General features: G+C 47.4%; 22 protein-coding genes and 2 tRNA genes. 6 read left to right on the top strand and 18 right to left on the bottom strand.

All coding sequences use genetic code 11. The features are described from left to right. The 8 genes from ACVA6Q_RS23155 to pncC all read right to left on the bottom strand — a co-directional run bounded on the left by ACVA6Q_RS23155 (position 1) and on the right by pncC (position 7,182). A tRNA-Arg gene (locus ACVA6Q_RS23155) sits at positions 1 to 73 on the bottom strand. A 45-nt stretch (positions 74 to 118) separates the two neighbouring features. Next, a tRNA-Ser gene (locus tag ACVA6Q_RS23160) sits at positions 119 to 211 on the bottom strand. 209 nt (positions 212 to 420) lie between these two features. Continuing rightward, positions 421 to 618: a carbon storage regulator CsrA gene (gene csrA, locus ACVA6Q_RS23165; RefSeq protein ID WP_009847619.1), complete on the bottom strand. Its 198-nt coding sequence runs from the start codon at positions 616 to 618 to the stop codon at positions 421 to 423. Positions 619 to 710: 92 nt separating this feature from the next. After that, positions 711 to 1,898, bottom strand: coding sequence for an aspartate kinase (locus ACVA6Q_RS23170; protein WP_446649064.1), 1,188 nt, complete (start codon positions 1,896 to 1,898; stop codon positions 711 to 713). A 216-nt stretch (positions 1,899 to 2,114) separates the two neighbouring features. After that, positions 2,115 to 4,700 carry an alanine--tRNA ligase gene (gene alaS / locus ACVA6Q_RS23175; RefSeq protein ID WP_418641943.1) on the bottom strand — a complete coding sequence of 862 codons (2,586 nt, stop codon included), beginning with the start codon at positions 4,698 to 4,700 and terminating at the stop codon, positions 2,115 to 2,117. Positions 4,701 to 4,859: 159 nt separating this feature from the next. Then, a complete protein-coding gene (gene recX / locus ACVA6Q_RS23180) occupies positions 4,860 to 5,324 on the bottom strand; it encodes a recombination regulator RecX (protein WP_446649065.1) in 465 nt (154 codons plus the stop codon). Positions 5,325 to 5,402: 78 nt separating this feature from the next. Next, a complete protein-coding gene (gene recA / locus ACVA6Q_RS23185; RefSeq protein ID WP_353497187.1) occupies positions 5,403 to 6,440 on the bottom strand; it encodes a recombinase RecA in 1,038 nt (345 codons plus the stop codon). Positions 6,441 to 6,681: 241 nt separating this feature from the next. After that, the gene (pncC, locus tag ACVA6Q_RS23190) at positions 6,682 to 7,182 is read right to left on the bottom strand and encodes a nicotinamide-nucleotide amidase (RefSeq protein ID WP_353497188.1); all 501 of its coding nucleotides are present in this window, start codon (positions 7,180 to 7,182) and stop codon (positions 6,682 to 6,684) included. Positions 7,183 to 7,324: 142 nt separating this feature from the next. On the opposite strand from pncC, the gene mutS reads away from it, so the two are divergent. Next, positions 7,325 to 9,886 carry a DNA mismatch repair protein MutS gene (gene mutS, locus ACVA6Q_RS23195; protein WP_446649066.1) on the top strand — a complete coding sequence of 854 codons (2,562 nt, stop codon included), beginning with the start codon at positions 7,325 to 7,327 and terminating at the stop codon, positions 9,884 to 9,886. Between the two features lie 92 nt (positions 9,887 to 9,978). On the opposite strand, the gene ACVA6Q_RS23200 is transcribed toward mutS, so the two are convergent. Both ACVA6Q_RS23200 and rraB read right to left on the bottom strand, forming a co-directional pair. Further along, positions 9,979 to 10,779 (bottom strand): glycosyl hydrolase 2 galactose-binding domain-containing protein, encoded by an 801-nt coding sequence (locus ACVA6Q_RS23200; protein ID WP_446649067.1) that lies wholly within the window; start codon positions 10,777 to 10,779, stop codon positions 9,979 to 9,981. A 104-nt stretch (positions 10,780 to 10,883) separates the two neighbouring features. Further along, a complete protein-coding gene (gene rraB, locus ACVA6Q_RS23205; RefSeq protein WP_112463127.1) occupies positions 10,884 to 11,297 on the bottom strand; it encodes a ribonuclease E inhibitor RraB in 414 nt (137 codons plus the stop codon). 562 nt (positions 11,298 to 11,859) lie between these two features. Here rraB and arcA point away from each other — a divergent pair. The 5 genes from arcA (at position 11,860) to ACVA6Q_RS23230 (ending at position 16,400) form a co-directional block, all read left to right on the top strand. Beyond that, positions 11,860 to 13,080 carry an arginine deiminase gene (arcA, locus tag ACVA6Q_RS23210; protein WP_353497191.1) on the top strand — a complete coding sequence of 407 codons (1,221 nt, stop codon included), beginning with the start codon at positions 11,860 to 11,862 and terminating at the stop codon, positions 13,078 to 13,080. A gap of 122 nt (positions 13,081 to 13,202) precedes the next feature. After that, a complete protein-coding gene (argF, locus tag ACVA6Q_RS23215) occupies positions 13,203 to 14,207 on the top strand; it encodes an ornithine carbamoyltransferase (RefSeq protein ID WP_446649068.1) in 1,005 nt (334 codons plus the stop codon). Between the two features lie 278 nt (positions 14,208 to 14,485). Beyond that, on the top strand, positions 14,486 to 15,415 hold the full coding sequence (pyrB, locus tag ACVA6Q_RS23220; protein ID WP_353497193.1) for an aspartate carbamoyltransferase: 930 nt from the start codon (positions 14,486 to 14,488) through the stop codon (positions 15,413 to 15,415). Between the two features lie 12 nt (positions 15,416 to 15,427). Next, complete coding sequence (gene pyrI / locus ACVA6Q_RS23225) at positions 15,428 to 15,889, top strand: aspartate carbamoyltransferase regulatory subunit (protein WP_112463130.1); 462 nt, start codon at positions 15,428 to 15,430, stop codon at positions 15,887 to 15,889. A gap of 121 nt (positions 15,890 to 16,010) precedes the next feature. Beyond that, the gene (locus ACVA6Q_RS23230; RefSeq protein ID WP_353497194.1) at positions 16,011 to 16,400 is read left to right on the top strand and encodes a RidA family protein; all 390 of its coding nucleotides are present in this window, start codon (positions 16,011 to 16,013) and stop codon (positions 16,398 to 16,400) included. Positions 16,401 to 16,449: 49 nt separating this feature from the next. Here ACVA6Q_RS23230 and ACVA6Q_RS23235 read toward each other — a convergent pair whose 3' ends face one another. The 8 genes from ACVA6Q_RS23235 to mlaF form a co-directional block, all read right to left on the bottom strand. Continuing rightward, positions 16,450 to 17,178, bottom strand: a complete 729-nt coding sequence (locus ACVA6Q_RS23235) for a 1-acylglycerol-3-phosphate O-acyltransferase (RefSeq protein ID WP_353497195.1) — start codon at positions 17,176 to 17,178, stop codon at positions 16,450 to 16,452. Between the two features lie 72 nt (positions 17,179 to 17,250). Further along, positions 17,251 to 18,516, bottom strand: coding sequence for a UDP-N-acetylglucosamine 1-carboxyvinyltransferase (gene murA / locus ACVA6Q_RS23240; protein ID WP_353497196.1), 1,266 nt, complete (start codon positions 18,514 to 18,516; stop codon positions 17,251 to 17,253). A gap of 9 nt (positions 18,517 to 18,525) precedes the next feature. After that, on the bottom strand, positions 18,526 to 18,780 hold the full coding sequence (gene ibaG, locus ACVA6Q_RS23245) for a BolA family iron metabolism protein IbaG (protein WP_353497197.1): 255 nt from the start codon (positions 18,778 to 18,780) through the stop codon (positions 18,526 to 18,528). Between the two features lie 9 nt (positions 18,781 to 18,789). Continuing rightward, a complete protein-coding gene (locus ACVA6Q_RS23250; RefSeq protein WP_446649069.1) occupies positions 18,790 to 19,089 on the bottom strand; it encodes an STAS domain-containing protein in 300 nt (99 codons plus the stop codon). Next, positions 19,089 to 19,742 (bottom strand): ABC transporter substrate-binding protein, encoded by a 654-nt coding sequence (locus tag ACVA6Q_RS23255; protein ID WP_446649070.1) that lies wholly within the window; start codon positions 19,740 to 19,742, stop codon positions 19,089 to 19,091. The genes ACVA6Q_RS23250 and ACVA6Q_RS23255 overlap by 1 nt, the downstream gene beginning before the upstream one ends. A gap of 3 nt (positions 19,743 to 19,745) precedes the next feature. Next, complete coding sequence (gene mlaD / locus ACVA6Q_RS23260; RefSeq protein WP_353497199.1) at positions 19,746 to 20,231, bottom strand: outer membrane lipid asymmetry maintenance protein MlaD; 486 nt, start codon at positions 20,229 to 20,231, stop codon at positions 19,746 to 19,748. A gap of 29 nt (positions 20,232 to 20,260) precedes the next feature. After that, entirely contained in the window at positions 20,261 to 21,049 is a 789-nt protein-coding gene (gene mlaE / locus ACVA6Q_RS23265; RefSeq protein ID WP_353497200.1) for a lipid asymmetry maintenance ABC transporter permease subunit MlaE, read from the bottom strand. A gap of 1 nt (position 21,050) precedes the next feature. After that, positions 21,051 to 21,845, bottom strand: coding sequence for a phospholipid ABC transporter ATP-binding protein MlaF (mlaF, locus tag ACVA6Q_RS23270; RefSeq protein WP_446649071.1), 795 nt, complete (start codon positions 21,843 to 21,845; stop codon positions 21,051 to 21,053). Between the last annotated feature and the right edge of the window lie 194 nt (positions 21,846 to 22,039).

Below are 22,039 nucleotides of genomic sequence, written 5' to 3' on the forward strand. Positions count from 1 at the left end.
GCGCTCGGAAGGATTCGAACCTTCGACCGCCTGGTTCGTAGCCAGGTACTCTATCCAGCTGAGCTACGAGCGCGCAATATGTTCAATAAGAACAGTGTCATACAACACAGTGCAAGAATGGCGGTGAGGGAGGGATTCGAACCCTCGATACGGCTATAAACCGTATACTCCCTTAGCAGGGGAGCGCCTTCAGCCTCTCGGCCACCTCACCGTCTTGCGGAGGCACATATTACGATTTACCAAAAATAAGTCAAACATTTTCTTGGCAAAAATAGGAAAAAACAGACTAAGCGTTGGCAATTTAACCAAACCACCATTTAATCGTAGCTTTCCTAAGCAAAATTCACCTTTGTGCCACTAGTTAATGGCGAATTTCACGCAACAAAAAGGCCAGCAATATGCCAGCCCTTTCGGTTAGAATTAGTAGTTGCCAGGTGCAACGTTACCATTTCCCTTTTCCGCTTGAATGCGCATGTAGATCTCTTCACGATGCACGGATACTTCTTTCGGAGCATTCACACCGATGCGAACTTGGTTGCCTTTTACACCCAATACAGTAACAGTGACTTCATCACCAATCATCAACGTTTCACCAACACGGCGAGTCAAAATCAGCATTCTTAGCTCCTTGAGTAGTCTCTAATTATCTTGCTACGAAACTTATTATCCAACAAAAGTTATATTTTCGTAAACTCTCTTATGAAAAGTATTTACCCCAAATGTACCTGTTTCACGTCTTCCACTACGGTGCCACTGGTGATAATGGTGTTATCATGCAGTACGACTGCCGCTTTGTCGATAGCTTCAGGCTCTATTACCAATGTAATTGAGTGTTTATCCTCACAAAAGTGTAGAACAGATATGTCTGAATGGTTGAGAAGTTGTTGATATTGTGACGCTTGCGCTATGGCCTCGACGCCAATCATAGTAATTAACGCGACGTCTTGTTCCGCAACGAGTTTATTTTCAATCACCAATTTAAGCTTGTCGGAACAATCTGACTTGAGCAAAAGCTGACTAAAGTGCTCATCGTGCAGCCATTCGGCTTCATCCACACCGAGCATTTCTTTCTGTTTGTCGACCACATCGACATGAGACTTAGCAATTTTGAGCAGGCGCATCTGCTTTCTCAATGCAACGCCTTGAACCTGGGCTTTCGCTTGTTCGCCGACCACCAAAGTGCCCTGTCCTGACTCAAAGCTTGATAACACACGCAGCGGCACCTGATGTTGCCAAGCGTAACTCACGCAAGGGAGGTGCAATACTTTCGCTCCTTTGCGCGCCATTTCGTGCATAGTAGGAAAATCAATTTCTGGCCACTTTACCGCATTGGTGACGACCCGTGGGTCACAGCTGTAAACACCATCTACATCAGTATAAATCTGGCATTCTTCGGCATTGAGCACACCAGCTAAGGTCACTGCGGTGGTGTCAGAGCCACCGCGTCCAAGCGTGGTGATATCGCCAGATTCATTAACGCCCTGGAAGCCGGCAACGATGACGACTTTGTCTTGGTCTAGATACTGGTCAATAACAGAGGTGTCGACGTGACTAATCGTGGCATTGTTGTGGCGACTATTGGTAGTAATTTGCGCTTGTGCTCCAGTCAGCGATACTGCGGCATGCCCTAGCTTGTTTAAAGCCATAGAAAGCAATGCCATTGAGACTTGCTCTCCGGCCGCTAGAAGCACATCGAGTTCGCGCGCGTTCGGTACGCTATCGACCTGTTTCGCCAGTTCCACCAAACGATTGGTTTCCCCTGACATTGCAGAGACAACGACAACGACCTGTTTGCCTGTTTGTTTTGCACGAATTACTTGCTCTGCAACGTTACCAATACGTTCAACAGAGCCAACAGAAGTTCCACCGAACTTTTGTACGATTAGTGGTCTTTTCACCAGTCTTCACCTTCCCAAGACAACGTGAGTTGTCAGATTTTGAAACTGCGACCATCAAGGTCGCTCCTTATAGATAGGCGACGCTATTTACCTCGCCTATTAAATTTATGTGCCGCTTTATAGTATGCAATTGATACACTGAATAAGTAGTGACCTAAAGCAACAATGCCCAATCAACTTACATTGATTGGGCATTTTCATTGTTGGTTCAGAGCGTTATAGACGTTCTTCTAACCAACCACGAATAGACTGCAGTGCTTCTGGCAGTGCATCGACATCGGTGCCGCCAGCTTGCGCCATATCAGGGCGACCGCCGCCTTTACCGCCTACTTGCTCAGCCACCATCTTAACAAGATCGCCCGCTTTCACTTTGCCAGTTAGGTCTTTGGTCACACCTGCAATCAAACCAATCTTGCCATCAGCAACGTTTGCAATGAACGCAATACCGCTGCCCATTTGGTTTTTAGCGTTGTCCATCATAGTACGTAGGTTTTTGCTATCCGCACCTTCAAGTGCAGCAACCAGTACTTTAGTACCGCCGATCTCTTCGACTTTACCCATGATGTTGGCACTTTCTACCGCTGCTAGCTTATCTTTAAGCTGAGCAATCTCCTTTTCTAGAGATTTCGCTTTGCTTGCCGCATCGCCAAGTTTTGCTTCGTACTGTGCCGCTGTCGCTTCTAGCGCATCCAGAGCTACTTCACCTGTTACCGCTTCAATACGACGGATACCCGCAGCGATACCACCTTCAGAAGTGATCTTGAATAGACCAATATCACCAGTGTTGCTTGCGTGGATACCACCACAAAGCTCTGTTGAGAACTCGCCCATAGACAGAACGCGAACTTCATCGTCGTACTTTTCACCAAACAGAGCCATCGCGCCTTTTGCTTTCGCAGACTCAATGTCCATAACGTTGGTTTCGATCACGTGGTTAGTACGGATCTGTGCGTTTACCAGGCGCTCAACTTGTTTGATTTCCGCTTTGGTCATCGCTTCAAGGTGAGAGAAGTCAAAACGTAGATTGTCAGGCTTCACTAGTGAGCCTTTCTGTGTCACGTGCTCGCCCAGAACCTGACGCAGTGCTGCGTGTAACAAGTGCGTTGCTGAGTGGTTTAGCGAGATAGCTGCGCGGCGCTCTGCATCTACAGTCGCGGCTACTTCATCGCCCTTAGCAAGTACGCCTTCAACCAGCTCACCGTGGTGTGCAATCGCGTTACCTAGCTTTTGAGTGTCTTCTACTTTAAATAGACCCGCTGATGTTTTCAGTACGCCAGCATCACCACATTGACCACCAGACTCTGCGTAGAACGGCGTCTGTTCAAGAACAACAATCGCTTTGTCGCCAGCAGACAGTGCTTCCACTTCATTGCCTTCAACAAACATTGCCGCCACTGTGCTGTTGCCTTCGGTGCCTGTGTAGCCACAGAACTCAGTGTCGGTATCAACTTTGATCGCAGCGTTGTAGTCTGTGCCAAATTGGCCAGCTTCACGCGCACGTTGACGCTGAGCTTCCATCGCCTTCTCAAACCCTTCTTCGTCGATAGCAAACTCACGTTCACGAGCTACATCGTTGGTCAGGTCAGCTGGGAAGCCGTAGGTATCATAAAGTTTGAATACGGTTTCGCCGTCTAGCACTTTCTCGTCACCAAGATTATCAAGCGCTTCCGTCAAGATTGTCATACCACGTTCAAGAGTACGACCGAAGTTCTCTTCTTCGATACGCAGTATTTTTTCCACAACTGCTTGTTGCTTCTTAAGCTCCTCACCTGCCGTACCCATTACTGATGCTAGGGTGCCAACCAGTTTGTAGAAGAAGGCACCTTGTGCGCCAAGCTTGTTACCGTGACGAACTGCACGACGGATAATACGACGAAGCACGTAGCCACGGCCTTCGTTTGATGGCATTACGCCGTCAACGATTAGGAATGAACACGAACGAATGTGGTCGGCAATCACGCGCAGTGATTGGTTAGAAAGGTCTTCGTAGCCGATCACTTCTGCTGCTGCTTTGATTAGCGTTTGGAACACATCGATTTCGTAGTTTGAGTGAACGCCCTGCATGATTGCAGAGATACGCTCGATACCCATACCCGTATCTACCGATGGTTTTGGTAGCGGTTCCATAGTACCGTCGGCGTGACGGTTGAACTGCATAAATACGTTGTTCCAGATCTCGATGAAACGGTCACCGTCTTCTTCCGGCGTACCAGGACGACCGCCCCAAATATGCTCACCGTGATCGTAGAAAATTTCTGTACATGGACCACAAGGGCCAGTGTCACCCATCTGCCAGAAGTTGTCTGACTCGTATGGCTTACCGCCTTTTTTGTCGCCAATGCGAATAATACGGTCTGCAGGAACACCAACTTGCTTGTTCCAAATCTCGAATGCTTCGTCGTCAGTTTCATAAACCGTAACCAGCAGGCGATCTTTAGGCAGTTTTAGCGTCTCAGTTAGGAATTCCCAAGCAAAGCTGATGGCATCTTCTTTGAAGTAATCACCAAAGCTGAAGTTACCCAGCATCTCAAAGAAAGTGTGGTGACGAGCAGTGAAGCCAACGTTCTCAAGGTCGTTGTGCTTACCACCAGCGCGAACACAACGCTGGGCCGTAGTGGCACGAGTGTAGTTACGCTTCTCTAGGCCAAGGAAACAGTCTTTAAACTGGTTCATACCGGCGTTAGTGAAAAGCAGAGTTGGGTCATCGTGTGGAACCAACGATGAACTGTCTACGATTTGGTGCCCTTTGCTCTCAAAGAACTTAAGGAACGCGTTGCGAACCTCGTCTGTGCTCATGTACATGCAGCTCTTCCTGAAATAATTCGAGTTAGATTTTGGGGACATATTGTAACCCCATGAGTAAGGATTCGCCTAGTCTTCTGGTAAAAAAGGCATTAAAGGTAAGGAAATGACACTTTATTCAAGTGAGGACAAGCAGTTGCAGGCACTCCCGCATGGCATTTATTCAGTTTCTAGTGAGTCCAGCGCGTAGTTTATCTGCTCAAAAGAGAAGCCTCTGTACTGTAAAAATCGCACTTGCTTGGCGTACTCTTTAGGATCGCTCGCTTTTCCGTGACGGAACTTTTTTTCGGCCGTGGTTTTAGCCAGCTCAAACCAATCGACTTGTTCTTCCATCATGGCCTCATTGACCACAGACTCTGCGACACGTTTTTGATTCAGCTCCTGACGAATACGGCGCTCGCCATGACCTTTATAGATATGTTGACGCGCTTGGCTTTTCGCAAAGCGCAGATCATCGAGGTAACGATAAGACTTACACAATTCAATCGCAGCCTCGATCTCTGACTCTTCATAACCTTTGAAGCTAAGCTTTTGATACAGCTCATACTCACCATGATCACGACGACTAAGCAATTGAATAGCGGTCTCGTTAGCTGACAGCGTCGGTGGCTTTCGTTGATACATATAGACTAGTGGTTTGGTAGGGAAAACAGATACAACAAAGCCCCGCAGTGCAGGGCTTTGTTTAATTCAGATGAAGATTTATAGCTCTTCTGCCGGCGCTTCACCAGTTTCCGCTTCTTCAGGAAGTGCAGGTGTTAAAAGCAGTTCACGCAGCTTGCTATCAATCGCTTGCGCCGCTTCTGGGTTCTCACGAAGGAACTTACACGCGTTTGCTTTACCTTGGCCAATCTTGTCGCCATTGTAGCTGTACCAAGCGCCCGCTTTCTCAACCAACTTGTGCTTAACGCCTAGGTCAACCAGTTCGCCGTAACGGTTGAAGCCTTGACCGTATAGAATTTGCGTTTCCGCTTGCTTAAATGGCGCTGCGATCTTGTTCTTAACCACTTTAATGCGAGTTTCGTTACCCACCACTTCGTCGCCTTCTTTGATAGAGCCAGTACGGCGGATATCAAGACGAACAGACGCGTAGAATTTAAGTGCGTTACCACCCGTAGTCGTTTCTGGGTTACCGAACATAACACCAATCTTCATACGAATTTGGTTAATGAAGATACACATACAGTTAGACTGCTTTAGGTTACCTGTAAGCTTACGCATCGCTTGAGAAAGCATACGAGCTTGCAGACCCATGTGGCTATCGCCCATCTCACCTTCGATTTCCGCTTTTGGTGTCAGTGCTGCAACCGAGTCGATAACCATTACGTCAATCGCGCCAGAACGTGCCAGTGCGTCACAGATTTCAAGTGCTTGTTCACCTGTATCTGGCTGAGACACTAGTAGTGCGTCGATATCAACACCTAGCTTCTTCGCATAAACAGGGTCTAACGCGTGCTCAGCATCGATAAACGCACAGGTTTTACCTGCTTTTTGAGCAGCTGCAATACACTCAAGAGTAAGCGTTGTTTTACCTGATGACTCTGGGCCGTAGATCTCAACGATACGACCCATTGGCAGACCACCAGCGCCCAGCGCGATATCAAGAGAAAGTGAGCCGGTTGAAATGGTTTCAACGTCCATGGTACGGTTATCACCAAGGCGCATAATTGAGCCTTTACCAAATTGCTTTTCAATCTGACCTAATGCAGCGGCTAACGCCTTCTGTTTATTCTCGTCCATTACTTTCTCCACAACTATCCTTTACGGATATACGCTTTAGGCAACTTACATGCTTGAGCTGTTTTAATCAGGTGAGCAGCGTGTTCAATACGCTGCAAGATGTGTTTTATTATACTGTTGATTCATACAGTGTCCATACCTGTATGAAGATTTTTTTGTGACCTTGATGTGAGTTCCAAAAGAGTCTTTTAAATTCCATACGTTTAGCAAAAACCAAGATTAATATAAACACTTGGTGTGACTAGCTAAATGGCTCTTCGTCGGTCATATGCTCAAGCAAGGTTGTTAAGGCATGGCAAACCGCTTTCGTGCGAACCTCAGAGCGATCGCCGGCAAACAAACACGTCTCTACTTTTTGCCAACCTAATGACGATGCCCAAGCAAAACAAACAGTGCCCACAGGTTTATCTTCGCTGCCCCCACCAGGACCCGCGATTCCACTAATGGCTACACTCAGTGTGCCATTCGAGTGACGCAGTGCGCCTAGCGCCATTTCCACAACCACGGCCTCACTGACCGCGCCAAATTGACCGAGCGTTTTTGAACGCACACCAAGCATTTCCATTTTGGCATCGTTACTGTAGGTAATAAACGCACGATCAAACCAAGTCGAGCTACCCGCAATATCCGTGATAGCAGTGGCAACGCCACCGCCTGTGCATGACTCGGCTGTAACTAGTATCTGGTCGCCTTGTTGTAATAGCTGACCCAATTGTGTACTTAACTCAGTTAGGTTTTGCATTTCCCCTACTCCTCGCCTCAAACTGAGGCTAACTGTGATGTGGCATCATGTTAACGAGCATCATTGAAGACTCTGCCCTTTTCGCCCTCGCTGCTTTGACGTATCCTAGGCGGCAACGAAAACCAGTAGCAAAGAAGTGACAGTGAAAGCGGAACAAAAACACACACCAATGATGCAGCAGTATCTGAAGCTAAAAGCCGAAAACCCAGATATTTTGCTGTTTTATCGAATGGGCGACTTTTACGAGCTGTTTTACGATGACGCCAAGCGCGCATCGCAACTGCTTGATATCTCGCTAACCAAACGTGGTGCCTCCGCGGGTGAACCCATTCCAATGGCGGGTGTCCCTTTTCATGCTGTCGAAGGTTATCTTGCCAAACTGGTGCAGCTTGGTGAATCGGTAGCGATTTGCGAACAGGTAGGCGATCCAGCGACCAGCAAAGGGCCGGTAGAGAGACGAGTTGTTCGTATCGTGACACCGGGTACCGTCTCTGACGAAGCTCTACTATCAGAACGACTCGATAACCTGATTGCCGCAATCTACCACCAAAACGGTAAATTTGGCTATGCCACTCTAGACATTACCTCTGGTCGTTTTCAACTTTGTGAACCTCGTAGTGAAGAAGCGATGCTGGCCGAACTGCAACGCACGGCGCCAAAAGAGCTTTTGTTCCCGGAAGACTTTGAACCGGTGGACATTATGGCCAATCGCAATGGCAACCGCCGCCGCCCGGTATGGGAATTTGAAATCGATACCGCAAGACAGCAGCTGAACCAACAATTTGGCACCAAAGATCTTGTCGGCTTTGGTGTAGAGCAGTGTGAACTTGGGCTTTGTGCTGCTGGCTGTTTGATCCAGTACGTCAAAGACACCCAAAGAACCGCTCTGCCTCACATTCGATCGCTGACGTTAGACAGCCAAGATCAATCCGTGATCCTAGACGCCGCAACAAGACGCAATCTAGAGCTCACGCAAAACCTCTCTGGCGGTCATGACAATACGCTCGCTGAAGTGCTCGATCATACTGCAACGGCCATGGGTAGTCGTATGCTTAAGCGCTGGATCCACCAGCCAATGCGCTGCCAAAAAACGCTGAACTACCGCCTAGATGCGATCTCCGAGATAAAGCAAGACGCCCTTTACGCAGAGCTAGCGCCAACGCTCAAACAGATCGGCGATATTGAACGCATCTTAGCGAGACTGGCACTGCGCTCCGCAAGACCGCGTGACATGGCACGTCTTCGCAGCGCACTGCAGCAATTGCCTGAATTGGCGCTGAGCCTAGAGACCGTCGTTCACCCATACCTCAAGCAGCTCGCTGAATTCTCTGCGCCGATGGACGCAATGGCCGATCTGCTTGAGCGCGCCATCAAAGACAACCCACCTGTTGTGATTCGAGATGGCGGTGTGATTGCCGATGGCTACAATGCAGAGCTAGACGAGTGGCGCGATCTTGCCAACGGCGCAACCGCATACTTAGACAAGCTTGAACACGATGAGCGTGACCGTCACGGCATCGACACCCTTAAGGTAGGCTACAACAATGTCCACGGTTTTTATATCCAAGTAAGCCGTGGTCAAAGCCACCTTGTGCCGCCGCACTACGTTCGTCGTCAAACGTTGAAAAATGCCGAGCGCTACATTATCCCAGAGCTTAAAGAGCACGAAGATAAGGTATTGAACTCAAAATCAAAAGCGCTCGCCATAGAGAAGAAACTCTGGGAAGAGCTGTTTGATTTGCTATTGCCAAGTCTAGAACAGCTCCAAAACCTAGCGTCCGCTTTGTCGCAGCTCGATGTACTGCAAAACTTAGCTGAGCGAGCAGAAAGTCTAGATTATTGCCGACCAACCTTAACCGAAAAAGCGGGCATTCAGATTCAGTCAGGCCGTCACCCAGTGGTCGAGCAAGTAATGGATGAACCGTTTATTGCCAATCCAATAGCGCTCAACCCAGAACGTAAGATGCTGATCGTTACCGGTCCAAACATGGGTGGTAAATCAACCTATATGCGCCAAACCGCACTCATCGCGCTAATGGCACACATCGGCTGCTATGTGCCTGCGGAATCGGCTGAAATCGGTTCATTGGATCGTATCTTTACTCGTATTGGCGCCTCTGATGATCTTGCCTCTGGCCGCTCGACCTTCATGGTTGAGATGACAGAAACCGCCAATATTTTGCACAATGCTACTCAAAATAGCTTAGTGCTCATGGATGAGATTGGTCGCGGCACCAGTACCTACGATGGCCTGTCGCTCGCTTGGGCAAGTGCTGAGTGGCTGGCAACCAAGGTTGGCGCGATGACTCTATTTGCAACGCACTATTTTGAGCTAACAGAGATGCCAAATCAGTTACCGAACCTTGCTAATGTCCATTTGGATGCGGTTGAGCATGGTGACTCGATTGCCTTTATGCATGCGGTACAAGAAGGCGCTGCTAGCAAATCTTACGGCCTTGCGGTTGCGGGTCTTGCGGGCGTGCCAAAGGCGGTGATTAAAAACGCGCGCCAGAAGCTGACACAACTTGAGCAGATTGGTCAGAATCCCGCGCGTGCAGAATCGCAGCAGGTGGATATTGCCAATCAGTTGAGTTTGATCCCTGAACCTAGTGAAGTGGAAGAAGCGTTGGCGCAGATTAATCCGGATGATTTAACGCCGCGTCAGGCGTTGGAAGAGTTGTATCGGTTGAAGCAGTTGCTTTAGTTTTAAGATCAAGAGATAACCCCTCCTAGCCTCCCCTTATTAAGGGGAGGAATCACAGGCTCGCTCCTTCGTCGCATCGCCTCAATTTCAAGCTATAACGCAACATGGGTGACGCAGATTTGTTGGCTTAGTGCGACGTCAAACTCTTGCTTTTGGCCATCGAGCTCTACTACTAGGTTGTAAAGATCATCTTTATTTGGGTGTTCTGGGTCTGCGTATTTAGGTGCTTCTATCTGAAACAGCGCGGATGCCTGATTAGCGCGAACGTCTATCGGCAAAAAGTAGGTCATACCATCAAACTTAACCGATGCCGAGACAAGGCCTGCACGAAACGTTTGATAATATAAGTCGACTTTGAATTCACAGCCGCCACCGTGGTGCCAGATCTGCTCCATAGCCACATGCTCAAGACGTACGTGAGGTATGAACTGCAAATAAGGTATTTGCCAAACGCCCATGCGATCTTCGCCGCGAGGCTTTTCTTGGACAAGTGAACATGTTGGTGCGCTGTCCGTCTCCATTAGCAGGTCATCTTCATCATACTCAAGAAATAGGATCTCGACTCGATTTGGGCCTTGTTGAAGATGGGCTCGGATCTCTTTGCGATAAGTCGTCTCACTGCCATCACAATCAATGACTGCACGTCCGTTTATTCGCACTTCTGCATAGTAATCAACACCACCAATGACCAGATCTACCGCTGGGTTCGCCAACTCAGCATCTGTGAGTTCAAAGTCGTGCATTAAGTGCCACTCTTGGTCACGAATCGCTTGCTCCGATAAGCTTTCAGGGAGTACTTGGCTCAGTGCGCCAGGAAACGTCAGATCATCTTGAGGGATGGAGAGATCGGTAAGGGGGGAGAGTTGCCAAAGACCGGCGAGATTCATCTTCATTGATTATATTGACCTAGATCATGTTAGGCGAAGTATAATCAAATCGAATTTGGAAAGATAGCAAGATCAAAAAAGGTCAGCGCAGCTGACCTTTTCATCAAGACTTATTCGTCTTCATCATCCTCTTCAGGGTAAAGCGCATCTTCGCCCTCGTAATACGTACCCCAGCCATCGTAGATGATGTCGTATTTCTCTGCCAATTGAACCAGCTTTTCAACCTGAGCATCAATTTGCTCAGCGTTTAGTGTTGATTCCATTGTCGCATCACAACAAAGTAGCTTATTGCCATCTTCGTCTTCCGTTTCTTCTGCTTCTAAAACCTCGAAGCCCATCTTGAACGCTTCAACAACGGCTTTCTCTAGACGATCAAAGTCTTCTGCGAACAGGTGGTGCTCGATCTCGTAAAGAGCTTCTGGATCACTTCCATCTTCAATTAGCGCTTGAATGATATCGCGAGTTTCTTCCTTTTGAAATTCGATCAGTTCTTCAACGGACATATACTCATCTTGTTGAGACATAAAGTGCTCCAGCTATAAATAGGTTAACGGCATGAATAATACGAGAAGTCGCCGGAGATCGAAAGATCAAAACGAGATCTTTGCTGACTATTTTTCGAAATCGCATCGGTGACAAAGTATGATCAAGATCACATATACATAAATTTAACATTTTCATGACCGAAGACTTCCCTCTTTTTAGGTGTATTGATTGTGGGCGCAGAGCTCAGCTTAAATAGCCGAAAATTTATAGATAAAGCATGCATATCCGCCAGAGCGTCAAACACTGCCCAGCTTTTTGTTTTATTCATTAATCAATCATAAACCCATCGCAAAATGGTTTTTTATTCAAATGAAAAACATGAGTATTGAGGAGGGGTGAGCATAAAACACTGCATATCCAAGCATTCATCCTCCCATGTAAATAGCCAAAAAACCACCATCTTTGTCTGCATTGAAACCATCAATCAATCAATTTAACTGCAAAGAAATCGGTTACCAGTGATATTTACTGGTTATTAAACTTGCATCTTGATAACAAGCTTGTCATAAATAGCGGCAGATCAAGCTGAAAGGAATCGTAATGAGTAAGTTGTATGTCGGCTCGGAAGTCGGTCAATTACGACGCGTTTTGCTAAACCGTCCAGAAAGAGCCCTAACCCACCTCACCCCATCTAACTGTCATGAGCTATTGTTCGATGACGTACTGGCAGTTGAAGCGGCCGGCGAAGAGCACGATGCTTTTGCAAGCACATTGCGCAGCCAAGACGTCGAGGTTTTGTTGCTTCATGACTTGCTAGTAGAAACCCTCGCAGTAGACGATGCCAGAACCTGGCTACTCGATACGCAAATCTCTGATTTTCGCTACGGACCTATTTTTGCCAGCGAGCTGCGTCAATATTTAGCGCAAATGGACAACGAGCATTTAGCGACTGTGCTGCTTGGTGGACTTGCCTACTCTGAGCTGCCAATCAAAACACCTTCGATATTGCAAAAGATGAGCAGGCCGCTCGACTTTGTCATCGAGCCTTTACCAAACCATCTCTTCACTCGTGATACCTCTTGCTGGGTGTATGGTGGCGTCTCGTTAAACCCGATGATGAAGGCGGCTCGTCAACGCGAAACCAATCACCTTCGAGCTATCTACCGCTGGCATCCTACGTTTGCAGGACAAGATTTCATCAAATACTTTGGTGATGAAGACCTCCATTACGACAACGCCAACATTGAAGGCGGAGACGTACTCGTCATTGGTAAAGGGGCGGTGCTGATCGGTATCTCTGAGCGTACTACACCGCAAGGGGTGGAAAATTTGGCAGCCAGTTTGTTCAAATCAGGGCAAGCAAGCCAAGTCATTGCCATCGACCTACCTAAGCATCGCTCATGCATGCACCTAGATACAGTCATGACCCACATGGATGTCGACACCTTCTCAGTCTATCCAGAAATCATCAATGACAAGCTCGATACTTGGCGTTTAACCCCATCGAATAACGGTCAAATGCAAGTTGAGAAGCTACCAAACTATCTCAAAGCACTCGAAAGCGCACTGGATGTCGATCAGCTTAAGATCATAACCACCGGCGGCGATAACTACGAAGCCGAGCGAGAGCAATGGAACGACGCCAACAATGTGCTGACAGTTAAACCTGGCGTTGTCATTGGCTATGAACGCAACGTTTACACCAATGAGAAATACGACAAAGCCGGCATTCAAGTGTTGACCATTCCAGGCAACGAACTTGGTCGTGGTCGTGGCGGTGCTCGCTGTATGAGTTGTCCAATAGAACGTGATGGCATTTAAACATAACTATTTACAAAAGCCCCAAATAAGGGGCTTTTTTTGCGCCCAAACAAAATAATTATTCACAAAATAAGAATTTGTATGTATAAATAGAATCAACAACTAACACAGAGGTACGGACCATGGCTTACAACTTACGGAACAGGAACTTTCTCAAGCTTCTCGACTTCACACCAAAAGAAATTCAGTTTTTGCTCGATATGTCCAAAGAGCTCAAATCGGCAAAATACGCTGGCACAGAACAGAAAAACTTGGTTGGCAAAAACATTGCGCTTATCTTCGAAAAAGCATCGACCCGTACCCGATGTGCTTTTGAGGTAGCAGCCTTTGATCAAGGTGCACAAGTTTCTTATATCGGCCCTTCTGGCTCGCAAATTGGTCACAAGGAATCGATGAAAGATACAGCGCGTGTGTTAGGCCGTATGTACGATGGCATTGAGTATCGCGGCTTTGGTCAGGCGATTGTCGAGGAATTAGGTGCACATGCCGGCGTTCCTGTATGGAACGGTCTGACCGATGAGTTCCACCCAACTCAAATCCTAGCTGACTTCCTAACCATGCTTGAGCACGGCAAAGGCAAACAGCTGCACCAAATCAAGTTTGCTTACTTAGGTGACGCGCGCAATAACATGGGCAATTCACTTATGGTAGGCGCAGCCAAAATGGGAATGGACATTCGCTTGGTGGCACCAAAAGCATTTTGGCCAGAACAGAGCTTAGTCGATGAATGTCAGACCATTGCGCACACAACGGGCGCGACCATCGCCCTAACTGAGGATGTACAAGCCGGCGTTAAAGATTGTGACTTCCTATATACCGACGTTTGGGTATCGATGGGCGAATCTGCCGAGGCATGGGAAGAGCGAATCGCTCTAATGAAACCTTATCAAGTTAATATGGCGATGATCGAAGCAACAGGGAATAAAAACGTGAAATTTATGCACTGTTTGCCCGCTTTCCACGATGACCAGACGACTATAGGCAAAGAAATTGCGGATAAATATGGACTCAACGGCCTTGAAGTGACCAATGATGTGTTTGAGTCTGAATATTCAATCGTTTTTGATGAAGCTGAGAACCGTATGCATACTATCAAAGCGGTCATGGTGGCCACTTTAGGCAGCTAACAAAGTTGGCAATAATTGACGCTAAATGTTTGATGTAATCGCTTGCGCTCGCAAATTTTGGGCGTATAATTCTCGGCAATTTGTCTGGGGAACGATTAATGGCGCAAGCGAGTTTGACATCACTACACACTCTCGATAAGCAATTTGCTTATCACGCACCGTTATTATTTCCTATCGAATTCTAAGCCTCCCAATATGGGGGGCTTTTTTATGGTCGTTAATCTCTAATTCACTTAGAGAAAGTATCTGGTCTGGTTGTAACTATAGGGAAGATAAACATGGCGAATACGCTCTATCAAAAGCACATTATCTCGATTCCGGAACTGTCACGTGAGGAGCTAGAACTCATTGTGAAAACCGCGGGTCATCTAAAATCCAACCCTCAACCTGAGTTAATCAAGAATAAAGTCGTGGCAAGCTGCTTCTTCGAGCCATCGACACGTACCCGACTTTCTTTCGAAACGGCTATCCAACGCATCGGCGGTGATGTGATTGGCTTTGACAGTGGCGGTAACACTTCGCTGGCGAAAAAAGGCGAGACACTGGCAGACTCTGTACAGGTCATCTCTTCATACGTTGATGCCTTCGTCATGCGCCATCCACAAGAAGGCGCAGCGCGTCTAGCTTCTGAGTTCTCTAACGGCGTGCCGGTTATCAATGCTGGAGACGGTGCAAACCAGCACCCAACACAAACCCTGCTTGACCTGTACTCTATTTATGAGACGCAAGGTCGTTTAGATGATATCAACGTTGCATTTGTGGGCGACCTAAAATACGGCCGCACGGTTCACTCATTGACCCAAGCGCTGGCGAAATTCGATAACGTACGCTTCTTCTTCATCGCACCAGAGGCGCTAGCGATGCCAGATTACATCTGTGAAGAGCTAGAAGAAGCCGGCATTCAATTTAGCCTGCACACAGACATCGACAGCGTTGTACCTGAACTTGATGTCCTTTACATGACACGTGTACAGAAAGAGCGTTTTGACGAATCTGAGTACGCGCACATTAAGTCGGCGTATATCCTGTCTGCAGAGACACTGAAAGATGCACGCGACAATCTTAAAGTCCTACACCCACTGCCTCGTGTGGATGAAATCACCGTAGACGTTGATAAAACGCCTTACGCGTATTACTTCCAACAAGCAGAAAACGGTGTGTACGCTCGTGAAGCATTGCTTGCCCTTGTTCTTAACGAAGCACTTTAAGGAGAGATTGTCATGGCTAAAGAAACCCAATTGCAAGTTGAAGCGATCAAAAACGGCACCGTTATTGACCACATCCCAGCAAACATTGGCATCAAAGTGCTGAAACTGTTTGCGATGGATGAATCAAAGCAGCGCGTGACTATCGGCCTGAACTTGCCGTCATCAGCACTAGGCAGCAAAGATCTGCTAAAGATTGAAAACGTGTTTATCACGGAAGAGCAAGCAAACAAGCTAGCACTGTACGCACCACATGCCACAGTGAACCAGATTGAAAACTACGAAGTGTGCAAAAAGCTGGCGTTAGAGCTACCAGAAACCATCACCGGTGTTTTTGAATGTCCGAACAGCAACTGCATTACGCACAATGAGCCAGTAGACAGCAGCTTTAAGGTATTCGAAAAGCACGAAGACATCCGTTTGAAGTGTAAATATTGCGAAAAAGTTTACTCTCGCGAGATCGTGACTGAGCGCTAGAATTAATCACAAGTCAATAGTCATTCAAGCCTACAATATTTCTCATTGTTGTAGGCTTGATTTTTATTTGTCCTAGAGGCAGTCTTAAGCTCTTACTAATCCCATCATAATGGATACAACGATGACAAAAGTACTTCATACAGAGTCTGCACCAGCAGCAATTGGCCCTTACGTTCAAGGTGTTGATCTAGGCAACATGGTACTGACTTCAGGCCAAATTCCAGTGAACCCTCAAACAGGTGAAGTGTCAGAAGACATTTCTGAGCAAGCACGTCAGTCTCTAGACAACGTGAAAGCTGTAGTTGAAGCATCTGGCCTGACTGTTTCAGACATCGTAAAAATGACGGTATTCGTTAAAGACCTTAACGACTTTGGTACTGTGAACGAGGTGTACGGCAAGTTCTTCGATGAGCACAATGTAGCGAATTACCCAGCACGCTCTTGTGTTGAAGTTGCGCGTCTTCCAAAAGATGTGAAAATTGAAATTGAAGCGATCGCGGTTCGCAAATAATCGCTTCGGTTGAAGAGAAAAAGGGTTGCCATTGGCAACCCTTTTTTAGTTATTTCTTCGCGTTAAGCTCGGCGACTTCGGCGTCTAGCTCAGCGAGCTTCTCTATCATTTGTTCGCGACAAACATTCGCCAGTTTGCGCACATCTTCTTTGCCGTAGCCTTCAATAGAGATAGGTGGCAACATCTCAACGATGATATGACCATTATCCCACTTATTCAGCTTTAAATGGCTTGTGCTGCTACATACGATAGGAATGATTGGCACCTCTGCGCCAATAGCTGCGTGGAAAGCGCCTGTCTTGAACGGAAGCATACCGCGACCGCGAGAGCGCGTTCCTTCAGGAAACATCCATACAGATAGATTGCTCTTTTTTATGCTATCCACAACTTGATCGATCGTGCCTTTCGCTTTGCTGCGATTGGCACGGTCAATCAAAATATTACCCGTTAGGTAGTACAGCTGACCGAAAAGCGGCATCCACAATAAGCTCTTCTTACCTACCGTCACCACGTTCGGCGTCACCGCTGAAGAAACTGTGAACAAATCCCAGTTATTCTGGTGGTTGGCAATATAGATGTGCTGGCCACGTTTGTACGCGTCTTCTGGAAGGCGCAGATCGAGCTTCACGCCGAGGATCTTCGACATAGCGCCAAAGTAGCGGCCAAAGGTAAACACATGTTTTGGATTTCTTGGGCTGAGCAGGCAATAGCCACAGCCAAATACAAACATCACAACGGCGAAAATAGCCACTGCAATGCAGCGAAGTAAAGCAACCATTTTGTTCTCCGACAATGGCTTCAAAAAAAAGCCGAAACCCTTGGATTTCGGCTAATTGAATCTTAAATGTTGTTATTCATCGCCCGCGACACGGGTAATGTTGGCACCCAGCGCTGACAATTTGTCTTCAATGCGCTCATAGCCGCGATCGATGTGATAGATGCGGTCAACGATGGTCTCGCCTTGTGCAATACAACCTGCAATAACCAAACTCGCTGAAGCACGAAGGTCGGTTGCCATCACTTGAGCACCGCTCAGTGATTCCACATCACCACAGATAACCGTGTTACCTTCAATTTCCGCTTTTGCCCCCATACGCATTAGCTCAGGCACATGCATAAAGCGATTTTCGAAGATAGTTTCCGTGATCACGCCACCGCCTTTCGCCATCATATTCAATAGCGTAAACTGCGCTTGCATGTCCGTTGGGAAGCCAGGGTGAGGCGCAGTGCGAATCGATACAGCTTTGAGCTCACGACCCGTCATATCCAATGAGATCCAGTCATCGCCAGTCTCAACGTTAGCACCTGCTTCTTCAAGCTTAGCCAGCACTGCCTCAAGCAGGTGTGCACTGGTATTGCGGCAAACCACTTTACCGCCAGATACTGCTGCAGCGACCAAGAAGGTACCCGTTTCGATACGGTCTGCAACCACGGTGTGCTTACCACCAGAAAGACGCTCAACACCTTCGATAGTGATGGTATCTGTACCCGCGCCAGTCACTTTGGCACCAAGCTTATTCAGGAAGTCTGCGGTATCAACAATCTCAGGCTCGCGCGCTGCGTTATCAAGCACGGTAGTACCTTCAGCAAGCGTTGCAGCACACATGACCGTGATGGTTGCGCCAACACTGACTTTATCCATCACGATATGCGCGCCTTTTAGGCGACCATCGACTTCCGCTTTCACATAACCATCTTCAAGCGTGATGGTCGCGCCTAGCTGCTCTAGACCGTGAATATGAAGGTCCACTGGGCGGGCACCAATCGCACAACCGCCAGGCAGTGATACTTGACCTTTACCAAAGCGAGCGACAAGCGGGCCAAGAGCCCAAATAGATGCACGCATGGTTTTCACCAAGTCATAAGGTGCACATAGCTCATTGATTTCGCTACCATCAACGTGAACAGAACCGTTACGATGCACTTTAGCACCTAGGCGGCTCAGTAGCTTCATCGTCGTATCAATATCGCGAAGATGAGGGACATTGGCGACTTCAACCGGCTCTTCAGCCAGAATAGAAGCAAATAAAATTGGCAGTGCTGCGTTCTTAGCACCAGAGATCGACACTTCGCCACTCAGCGGCGTGTTCGATCCAATAACTCGAAACTTATCCATTAATAAACCTTAAAGAGACATCAGCTTTTTATCACGAGCCCACTCTTCTGGAGTATAGGCTTTAATTGATACTGCGTGGATGTCATTACGCTGAATGTATTCCATCAGCGGAGCGTAAATCGTCTGCTGTTTTTTAACTCGGCTCATGCCTTCAAATTGAGCATCTACCGCGATGACTTCATAGTGGCTACCTTCGCCTTTGACGATAAGCTCTTCTAGGTTCAACGCGCTTTGTAATAGTTCCTGTACTTTTGTGCTATCCACAAGATACTCCTAAATGTGTTTCTCTATGACTGATTCAACGTTGTATAGCTGAAACAGTATGTTCAGCTCATCGGGCACGAAGCTGAGCATTATATGACACTTTCGATTTTTTGCATGCTCTAATAAGTGGATTAACATCACCAATCCGGCAGAATCGAAGCGCTCGACCTGTTCTAACGTCAAATTCATCTCTGGCTGAGTGAAGTTAATGCGTTGAACATCACGCCAAAGACCCGGCACAGTATCGCGGCTTATGTTACCCACCAATGCCAAGCTTGTGTCAGTACGCTGTTCTAATTTTGCTACCATTACTTCCCGCGACCCTCAAAACGGATTGGCGCTTTCGCCAACTGCTCAAGCTCATCAGCAACCGAAAGGATGCCCTCTTGACGGATCTTAGTGTTCCATTCCGACTGCTTACTGGAGAGCAGACTGATGCCTTCGGCAATCATATCAAACGCTTTCCATTCGCCGGTTTTCTTATCCTTACGGAGTTTGAATTCAAGATTAATGTTTGGTCGTGGTGAGTCCATGATGGTCACTTTTACGCCGATAATAGACGTCTTGTCGTCGATTTTGGGCTCCGGTCCAAATTTCACTTCTTGGCCAGTATATTGCGTCAGTACTTGAGCGTAAGACGTGACCAAATAACCTCGAAATGCATGGATGAATTCCATCACATCTTCACGCTTTGCCCCTTTTAAATTAGGCCCGAGTAGTTTGAGTGCCGCGTAGCGATAATTCACATGTGGCATTAGCTCTTCTTCCACGACGACTTTCAAGTGTTCAGGGTCGCCTTTAATTATGTCCTGCTCTGCACTAAGGCGAGAAAAGGCTTGATCGGAAACCTTGATGATCATGTCATAGGGTTTGGTGGCGTCAATTGTATTTGCCATTGCATTCGCTGAGAGCAATAACGTCACCATCAGCGCTGAACATATTTCAAACCATCGCTTCAACATCACTTACTCCTTACTGCTCTCATCCGAACCGCCGATGCTATATAGCACTTGGCCAATCATATCTTCTAGCACCAATGCCGATTTCGTGTCTTCGATTCGGTCACCATCCGCTAAGTAGCCTTCATCATCAAAAACAAAGCCTGGTACCAATCCAATATACTGCTCGCCTATCAATCCCGAGGTCAGTACTTGTGCACTAGAGGTGTCGGGAAACTGATAGTCACTGCTGATCGCCAAACTCACGACCGGTAAAAATGACTCTTTGTCGAGATGGATATCGCTCACTCGTCCAATGACCACGCCGCCCACTTTGACTGGGGAGCGCACCTTTAGACTGCCAATATTGTCGAATCGGGCTTCTAGAGTATAAGTATCACCAGAGCCTAGACTCTTGACGTCAGCAACCTGAAGAATCATAAACAAGATTGCGCTAAGGCCTAATAACACAAAACTGCCTACCCACAATTCCAACTTTCTTGTCTGTTGCATTAAGAGTTCCTTTAATTATTGTTTTAAGCTTAGTTGCCAAACATCAAGGCAGTAAGAACAAAATCTAATCCGAGTACCGCGAGCGAAGAATGCACAACAGTACGTGTCGTGGCTTGGCTAATACCCTCGGACGTTGGGATGGCATCATAACCGTTAAATAAAGCAATCCAAGTTACGGTAATCGCAAACACCACACATTTGATCGTACTGTTACCAATATCGCGGCCTAACTCCACCGAAGATTGCATTGCTGACCAGAAACTACCATGATCGATACCTTTCCAGTCCACACCCACTAACTGTGCCCCCCAAATACCTATCGACATAAAAATCATCGCCAATAGAGGCATGGAGATGACCCCCGCCCAAAAGCGCGGCGCCACAACACGTTTTATCGGATCAACAGCCATCATTTCTAAACTAGATAGCTGCTCAGTGGCTTTCATCAAGCCGATTTCAGCAGTAAGCGCAGAGCCTGCGCGCCCGGCAAAAAGCAGCGCTGTGACCACAGGACCAAGCTCTCGAAGTAGCGATAGCGCCACCATTTGCCCCAGGCTACCTTCCGCGCCGTAATCCACCAGCACCACATAACCTTGCAGGCTAAGAACCATGCCAATGAATAGTCCAGAGACTAAAATGATCGCCAGAGACTGCACTCCGACGTTATAAAGCTGTTTAATTAGCAATGGGAAATGCTTTTTCGGCTGCGGACGAGATAACACCACACCCAGCAACATAAACGTCGCCCGACCCCATGCATAACCCACAGAAAGCGCGCGCTGACCGACTTTTTGAACCCACAACGAAAGCGATGCCATATTAAAATAGCTCCTGTTCTAACGGAGAGGCAGGAAAGCGAAATGGCACCGGACCATCGGCTTCGCCTTTGAGGAATTGTTGTATTTGAGGATCTGGGTTATTGCGCAGTTCATCTGGCGTCCCTTTGGCAACAATTTTGCCATTTGCCAGCAAGTAGACCCAATCAGCAATCGACATCACCTCAGGCACATCATGGGACACGACGACAGAAGTGACATTTAGTGCGTTATTGAGCTTACGGATAAGCTCTACTAGCACCCCCATGGTAATGGGATCTTGGCCGACAAACGGCTCATCATAGAGAATCAACTCGGGATCAAGGGCAATGGCTCTTGCTAATGCAGCGCGTCGTGCCATACCGCCTGAGAGTTCGCTCGGCATCAACTCTGCCGCGCCTCTTAGTCCAACCGCTTCGAGTTTCAGCAGCACAAGCGTGCGGATCATAGATTCATCTAATTCGGTGTGCTCACGCAGTGGAAATGCCACGTTGTCAAACACTGTCAAATCAGTAAACAGTGCGCCCGATTGGAACAGCATGCTCATTTTTTTGCGAACTTGATAAAGACGTTTACGAGACAACGTTGGAATATTGTCGCCATCAAACCACACCTCTCCTTGGTCAGGCATCAACTGCCCACCAATCAAGCGTAGTAGTGTCGTTTTACCAATTCCCGAAGGTCCCATTATGGCGGTCACTTTACCTTTTGGCACATGCAATTCGATGTCATCAAAGATAACTCGTGAACCACGTGAAAAAGATAATCCGCTAATAGAAACCAAGTCATTGTTTGACATAGACTTCCTTATCTCGAATTCCAAGCTTCATAACCTTTCATGATAATGATACCTGGCCGTAATTAAAACCCTAACATTCACTCAGTTGTATAAACAATTCAACATAATACTCCAGATGAATAAGCCATTCCCTGTTTTGAGCTTCCTAGCTTCGTTCAACAAACTATCAGCTTGCTGATAGTAAAGGTACGTAA

The sequence above is a fragment of the Vibrio sp. DNB22_10_4 genome (assembly GCF_052879755.1).